General features: G+C 69.6%; 5 protein-coding genes. 2 read left to right on the plus strand and 3 right to left on the minus strand.

Annotated features, from left to right (window positions below; translation table 11 throughout):
• From ppc to RJ03_RS16025, 3 genes are all read right to left on the minus strand, one after another.
• On the minus strand, positions 1-2,293 hold a 2,293-nt coding region (gene ppc, locus RJ03_RS16015; protein WP_051024743.1), incomplete at its 3' end, for a phosphoenolpyruvate carboxylase.
• An 80-nt stretch (positions 2,294-2,373) separates the two neighbouring features.
• Positions 2,374-5,073, minus strand: a complete 2,700-nt coding sequence (locus RJ03_RS16020) for a bifunctional acetate--CoA ligase family protein/GNAT family N-acetyltransferase (protein WP_036503118.1) — start codon at positions 5,071-5,073, stop codon at positions 2,374-2,376.
• The gene (locus RJ03_RS16025) at positions 5,066-6,298 is read right to left on the minus strand and encodes an acetoin utilization protein AcuC (RefSeq protein WP_051024744.1); all 1,233 of its coding nucleotides are present in this window, start codon (positions 6,296-6,298) and stop codon (positions 5,066-5,068) included. Before RJ03_RS16025 ends, RJ03_RS16020 begins: the two co-directional genes overlap by 8 nt.
• Before the next feature lie 252 nt (positions 6,299-6,550).
• On the opposite strand from RJ03_RS16025, the gene RJ03_RS16030 reads away from it, so the two are divergent.
• Positions 6,551-7,237 carry an iron-dependent transcriptional repressor DtxR gene (locus RJ03_RS16030; RefSeq protein ID WP_036503122.1) on the plus strand — a complete coding sequence of 229 codons (687 nt, stop codon included), beginning with the start codon at positions 6,551-6,553 and terminating at the stop codon, positions 7,235-7,237.
• Between the two features lie 3 nt (positions 7,238-7,240).
• Positions 7,241-7,820: NAD-dependent epimerase/dehydratase family protein (locus tag RJ03_RS16035; protein ID WP_036503124.1), on the plus strand; the 580-nt coding region annotated here is incomplete at its 3' end.

Below are 7,820 nucleotides of genomic sequence, written 5' to 3' on the forward strand. Positions count from 1 at the left end.
CCCAGGGAATCGCCCGCAGATCCGATACCGAACTGGTGGGTTTGCGGGAGGCGGGCCGGCTGCCGAGATTGAGGTCGGCGACCTCGGCGATAGGCGTGGAGGCCCGGAAATAGTCGACGAAGCCGGGCGTCCGATGCACCAGCCGCGCATAGGCCTCGCGCGCCGCGTCCGCGAGCTCCTCGAACACCTCATAGGCCGCCTCGGCGCCGGATCCCAGACCTTCGACATCCAGCAGCGACGATTCCAGTGTGCCGGCGACCAGCGATTCCAGATTGCGGTGGGCGGAACCGGATTCGGCGTATTTGGTGGAGATCACCTCTCCCTGCTCGGTCAGGCGCAGCGAACCGCGCACCGCGCCCGCCGGCTGGGCGAGGATCGCGTCGTAACTGCGGCCGCCGCCGCGGCCGACGGTGCCGCCCCGACCGTGGAACAGCCGCAACCGGATTCCGGTTTTGCGGGCGGTTTCCACCAGGTCGAGTTCGGCGCGGTACAACGCCCAGTTCGCCGCCAGATATCCGCCGTCCTTGTTGGAATCGGAATAGCCGAGCATCACCTCCTGCGCCATCGCGCGGGCGGCGACCAGGCGGCGATAGGCCGGAACCTCCAGTGCCGCGGCCAATGTCGCCGCGCCGCCGCGCAGGTCGTCGATCGTCTCGAACAGCGGAACCACCCCGACCGGGGAGTGAGGCGGGGTCTGGTCGTCGCCGGGATCGAGAATTCCCGCCTCCTTCAGCAGCAGCGCCGCCTCGAGCATGTCGCTCACCGAGGTGCACATGCTGATGATGTAGTTGGGCACGGTATCGGGCCCCAACGCGTCGAGCGCGGCGCGGGCCGCGCGCACCACCCCCAGCTCCTTGGTGGCGAGTTCGCTCAGCTGGGCATGCGGGCCCAGCAGCGGCCGTCGCGTGCTCAATTCCGCTGCGAGCAGCTCGACGCGCTCCGCTTCGGACAGGCTGCGATAGTCCGCGTGCACACCCGACCAGGCCAGCAGTTCGGCCACGACCTGTTCGTGCACCTCCGAGTTCTGGCGCATGTCCAGGCCCTGCAGGTGGAACCCGAAGGTCTCCACCGCGCCGCGCAGCGCGGCCAGGCGGTCGTCGGCCAGCAGGCCGTCACCCGATTCGCGCATGGAGGTGTCGACGGTGTTCAGATCGTCCAGCAGCTGGTCCGGGCCCTCGTACGGCGAGACGCGGGCGAGTTGCTCACCGGACAGTTCGAACACCGAGGGGAATTCGGCGGCCGAGCCGAGCGCACGCTGCGCGGTCGCGGCGAGGCGCAGGCGGATGCCGCGGATCGCGCGACGATACGGTTCGTCGGCGCGCTGCGGCGAATCGTCACCCGCTGCGTCGGCCAGCCGCGACAGTTCCGGAGTGATCGCGACCAGCCGGATCGACTGCGACAGCGACTTCTCCAGGGCGACGAGCTCTTTCAGATAGTGGCCGAAGATCACCGTGGCGGCCCGGCGAGTGGCGCGTTCCACTACCTCGCCCGTCACGTTCGGGTTGCCGTCGCGGTCGCCGCCGATCCAGGAACCGGGCCGCAGAATCGGCCGGGCGAGCAGATCGTATCCGGGCCACCGCGCCCGCAACGCCTCGCTGACCTCGGCGTTGATCCGCGGAATCACCTCGAGCAAAGTGAGGTCGTAGTAGCGCAGTCCGACCTCGATCTCGTCGGAGATCCGCAACCGCGCGAGGCGGATCAGCGCGGTGCGCCACAGGGTGAGGATCTGGCGGCGAATGTCGTGGTCGATCGCGGCGTATTCGGGCTCGTCCTCGCGGTAGCGGGCCCGTCGGCGCATCAGTTCGGTGATGCGGGCCTGAACGTCGAAGACGGTGCGGCGGCGCGTCTCGGTGGGATGAGCGGTGATCACCGGCGAGACCAGCGCGTCCTCGAGCACCTCCGCGGCGACCGCGCCGTCGACGCGCGCGTGGTCGAGCGCCCGATACGTCGCGGCCAGGCTGGATTCCTGCGGCGGCTCACCGGCGGCGACGTGCACCGCGCGACGGCGGTCGCGCTGCAGATCCTCGGCGAGGTTGGCCAGCAGCAGGAAATGGCTGAACGCCCGGATCAGCGGGATCGCCACCGGCAGCTCGGTATCGCGCAGCATTTCCGCCACCGCGCTGCGCTCCACTTCCGACCGCCGCACCCGGAAGGCCTCGACCCGCACCCGTTCGACGAGGTCGAACACTTCGGGGCCCTCGTGGTCGCGGATCGTCTCGCCCAGGATCGCGCCGAGAAACCGGATATCGTCCCGCAGGGGCGCCGTAGCGCTCTCGATCTGATCTTCGCGCATACGGCCAGTATCGACCATATCCGCGGACCGGCCGCGGTGGCGCTGGTCACCACGGTATGGCGGGCCGGGCACCGAACGCCTCACACCAGCCGGCGCGGACCGTTGTCGAAGCGGCTCGGTTCCGGGCCGATCCGCACGCGTGCGTACAGGATCGCGGCGCCCTCCGGTGAGGCCAGCACCGGTTCCACCGACAGTTCCCGCACCTCCGGCAGATCGTCGCACAGCGCCGAAATGCGTTGTGCCAGTACGGCCAGCGCCTGCTTGTCCACCGGCTCCCCGATGGCGCGGCCCGATCCGGCCTGCCCGTCGAGCAACGGTGCGGCGCGCGGGGCGTCGATCAATTCGACCGCCTCTGCCTGGGTCAGCGGCAACGCCCGGTAGGCGCGGTCGCCGAGCAGATCGATGATGGTTCCGGAGAGACCGAATCCGATGACGGATCCGAACGACGGGTCGTCCTGCACCCGCAGCACACACCCCACCCCCTTGGTCGCCATCTTCTGGATGTGGACCACCGCGTTGCCGGTCAGTTCCGCCAGATCGGTGTAGGCGCGCCGGACCGCCGTGTCGCGCCACAGGTCGAGGCGGACACCGGTGAAATCCGGTCGGCTGCGCCACATTTCGCCGGTGGCCTTGGCGGCGACGGGATATCCCAGCTCCGCGGCCGCCGCGACGGCGGCGTCGGGATCACGAGCTTCCCGGAACTCCACCACGCGAATGCCGTAGCAGGCGAGCAGTTCCGCGGCCTCCAGATCGCCGAGCCAGTCCCCGTCGGGACTGCGAGACATCCACTGCTCCACCAGGTCTCGCGCGCGGCCGACCTCGAGACCGTCCGGGCGCACCACCAGGGAGGCCGGGCGGGTCCGCCACGCCGCGTATCGCCGCACCCGTGCCAGCGCTCGCGCCGCGCGTTCCGGATCGGGGTAGGACGGAATGGAACCGCGGTCGACGATGCCGCCGGCACCGCGCACCGTGAGCAGATTCGGCATACCGTGATCGGCGACGAAGGTGGTGAGCACGGGTTTGACCGCATCCTGCGCGCCGGCCCGGATCGCCTCGGCGAAGGCGGTGACCGCCGCCGGCACCGGCGGCGCGAAGATGACGATGACAGCGTCGACCTCGGCCGAATCCATCGCACTCGCGACGGCGGTCAGGTAGTCGGCGGGTTCGGCCTGGGGCCCCAGATCGGTCGGCTCCCCGACCTCCAGTCCCTCCCCGCGCGCGGCGTCCACCGCCAGCCAGCCCAGGGCGGCGCTGTTGCCGATCACCGCGAGTCGCGGGCCGTCCGGCAGCGGCTGGTAGGCCAGCAGCATGGCGCAGTCGAACAATTCGGCGATCGTATCGACCTGCACGATGCCGGCCTGGGCGAACAGATCGCGCTCCACCGAACGTTCCAGACCGCTGACCGGCACGTTGGCGGCGTTGCGGCCGCTGCTCACCGCCACCACCGGTTTGGTGCGGGCCACCCGGCGGGCGATGCGGGAGAATTTGCGCGGATTGCCGAAGGTCTCCAGATACAGCAGCACGACGTCGGTGTCGGGATCGGTATCCCAATACTGCAGCAGGTCGTTCCCCGACACATCGGCGCGATTACCGGCCGAGACGAAGGTCGACAGTCCGAGTTTGCGCGCCGCCGCCTCGGCCAGGATGGCCGCGCCCAGCGGCCCGGACTGGCAGAAGAATCCGACCCGGCCACGGCCCGGTAGCACCGGCGCGAGCGTCGCGTTCAGCGAGACCGCCGGATCGCTGTTGGCGATACCGAGCGCGCTCGGTCCCACCACGCGCATGCCGTGGCCGCGTGCGGCGTCGACCAGATCGCGCTCGGCGCGGAAGCCCGCCGGCCCGGTTTCGGAGAATCCGGCGGTCAGCACGACCAGGCCTTTGACCCCCTTGGCCATACAGTCGTCGAGGACCGATTTGATCTCCTCGGCCGGTACGGCGACCACCGCCAGATCCAGTTCGTCGGGGATGTCGTGCACGGTCGGATAGGCGCGCACACCGCGCACGGAGGTCCGATTCGGATTCACCGGATATACCGGGCCCTGGAACACGCCGGACAGCAGATTCGCCAGCACCGCCCCGCCGACCCGGCTCGCCGACGGGGTGGCACCGATGACCGCGATCGACCGCGGCGCCAGCAGATTGCCGACACTGCGTGCCTCCGAGGCCCGCTCCCGCGAATCCCGCACCGACAGCAGCGCTTCGGTGGGGTCGATGGCGAATTCGAGGTGCAGCACGGACCCGTCGCGGCTGCGCTGCACCTGGTACCCCGCCTCCCGGAAGACCGTGACCATGGTGTGGTTCTCGGCGAGCACCTCGGCGACGAAGGTGTCGATATCGTTCTCGGCGGCCGCCCCGGCCAGATGCTCGAGCAGGATCGATCCCAGGCCGCGGCCCTGATGTTCGTCGGCGACGACGAACGCCACCTCCGCCGCGCGGGGACCTTCGCGATCGGTGAGCAGTTCGTAGCGGCCGACCGCGATGATCACCGACCCCAGTTCGACGACCAGCCCCACCCGGTTGTGGTAGTCCACGTGGGTGGTCCGGTACAGATCCTTCGGTGTCATCCGCGGGTACGGACCGAAATAGCGTAGATAACGGGTGCGATCGGACAGCGCCGCGTGGAAGGCCTGCATCGGCTCCGCATCGTCGGGGGTGATCGGCCGCAGCCGGACCACACCGCCGTCGGCGGCGAGTACATCGGCGAACCAATGCTGCGGGGGCGGGGGCGGATCGGCGGGAGTGTTCTCGGCGTCCGGTGCGGGGACGGATGATTCAGTCACGGGGGTCCTCCGGGTCCAGGCCCAGCAATCCGTAGGTCGCGCGGCGGGTGGCGAGCACCGAGGTGTCGATCGCGCGCTGCGCGCGGTCGAGATGGGCGTCGCCGGTGTCGAGCGCGCCGCCCGGCCCCTCCCAGGGGATGAAGGCGGTGTCGCCGCCGTCGCCCATCGTGGTCGGCGCCGGCACGGTCGGGGCGTAGCCGCGCACCAGCTCACGCCAGTCCTCGGGAATGGCGGTGCCCGGGTCGATCTCGCGATCCAGCGCCGTCGCCAGCAGGTGGGTCCACGCGCGCGGCACCACCCGGACCAGTCCGTAACCGCCGCCGCCCACCGCGAGCCAGCGCCCTTCGGCGTACCGGTCCGCGAGTTCACGCATGGCACGAAACGCCGCGCGCTGGCCGTCGACGGTGAGTTCGAGGTCGGCGAGCGGGTCCTCGCGATGGCTGTCGACCCCGCACTGACTCACCACCAGTTGCGGCCGGAACGCGGCCAGCGCCCCGGGCACGACGGCGTGAAATCCGCGCAGCCACTGTGCATCCCGCGTGCCGGGCAGCACGGCGAGATTGATCGCGGTGCCCTCCGCGGGGCCGGCGCCGATCTCCTCGGGCCAGCCGGTGTTGGGCCACAACGTCGCCGGATGCTGATGCAGCGAAATGGTCAGCACGCGCGGATCGTCGTAGAAGGCGCGCTGCACGCCGTCGCCGTGGTGCACGTCGACGTCGACGTAGGCGATGCGGTCGAAGCCGTTGTCCAGCAGCCACGAAATGGCCACCGCCACATCGTTGTAGACGCAGAACCCGGATGCGGCATCGGGCATCGCGTGATGCATGCCACCCCCGATGCTGACCGCCCGCCGGGCGCGGCCCGCCGCGATTTCCGCGGCGGCGGCGAGGGTTCCGCCGACGATCACCGAGGCCGCCTCGTGCATATGAGGGAAGACGGGATTGTCCATCGAACCGAGCCCGTGCGGGGGTGCCGCCGGCGGTGTCGTGCCCGGAGGTGCGGGCACGGCGTGGCGCACGGCCTCGAGGTAGGCGGCGGTGTGGATGCGCAGCAACTCACCGTCACCGGCCGGGCCGGGTGCGAGGGTTTCGATGCCGTCGAGCAAACCCAGACTGCGCGCGAGCGCCATCGTGAATCGGAGCCGGGCCGGTTTCATCGGATGTTCCGGGGTCCAGGTGTAGTCCAGGAAGCGGTCGGTCCACACCACGGCGGCGTCGTCTGCCATAACGGTCACGCTAGCCCACCGCGGCCCGTCGCCGTGGCGTTGCTCGCACCGGCGGGGACACGGGAAGCAGACCACCCGCGTTGTCGTTGTCATGCAGTAGAAATGCAAGACGACACCGGGCGCGCCTGTCGCCCGCGCGCATCCGGTCGCGCGCGCAGGTATCGGCGAGGTTCGTGCAGGACGTGCGAAATATGCTGACGCCGATTGTGCAGCCGGGCGTGGGTAGAATTCGTGCCGACGAAGGGGTAACAGGTGAAGGATCTGGTCGACACCACGGAGATGTATCTCCGTACCATCTACGACCTCGAGGAGGAGGGCGTGGTGCCGTTGCGGGCGCGTATCGCCGAGCGCCTCGAGCAGAGCGGCCCGACGGTGAGTCAGACGGTCGCGCGGATGGAGCGCGACGGTCTGCTGATGGTCGCCGGCGACCGCCACCTCGAACTCACCGACAAGGGCCGCGCGATGGCCGTGGCGGTCATGCGCAAACACCGGCTGGCCGAACGGTTGCTGGTCGACGTGATCGGGCTGGACTGGCAGAACGTGCACGCCGAAGCCTGCCGCTGGGAGCACGTGATGAGCGAGGAGGTGGAACTGCGTCTGCTCGAGGTGCTCAATCACCCCACCACCTCGCCCTACGGCAACCCCATCCCCGGCTTGGACGAACTCGGCGTCAACTCCATCAATTCCGGTGAGGAGACCCTCGTCCGGCTTTCCGATCTGCCGCCCGGCCAGGTGTCGGCGGTCGTGGTGCGCCGGTTGTCGGAGCATATTCAGGCCGATCCGGACGTGATCGGTCAGCTGCGGGAGGCCGGGGTGGTTCCCGATGCCCGCGTGACCGTCGAGACCAAGCCCGGTGTGGTGATCATCTCGGTGCCGGGGCACGTCGGTTTCGAACTGTCCGACGAGATGGCCCACGCCGTCCAGGTCAGGCTGGCCTGACGGATGAAACTTCTGGTAACCGGCGGTGCCGGATATGTCGGCGGAGTCTGCGCCCAGGTACTGGTTCAGGACGGCCACGAGGTCGTGGTGGTCGACGATCTGTCCACCGGCAACGCCGAGGGTGTACCGGCCGGCGCGAAATTCGTCGACGGGGATATCGCGACCACCGGCGTCGAGCTGATCGAATCCGAATCCTTCGATGGCGTCCTGCATTTCGCGGCGCAGTCGCTGGTCGGCGAATCGGTGCAGCAGCCCGAGAAGTACTGGTACGGCAATGTGGTCAAGACGCTGGCGCTGCTGGAGGCGATTCGTCGCACGCAGACCCCGCGGCTGGTGTTCTCCTCGACCGCGGCGGTCTACGGTGAGCCGGAACAGGTTCCGATACTCGAGTCCGCCCCGCCCCGCCCGACCAACCCCTACGGCGCCTCCAAGCTCGCGATCGACCACGCGATCACCTCGTACGCCGTCGCGCACGGTCTGGCCGCCACGAGTTTGCGGTATTTCAACGTCGCCGGCGCGTACGGAGGGCTCGGCGAGAACCGCGTGGTGGAAACCCATCTCATCCCGCTGATCCTGCAAACGG

The sequence above is a fragment of the Nocardia aobensis NBRC 100429 genome, assembly GCF_000308375.1.
Classification (GTDB): domain Bacteria; phylum Actinomycetota; class Actinomycetes; order Mycobacteriales; family Mycobacteriaceae; genus Nocardia; species Nocardia aobensis.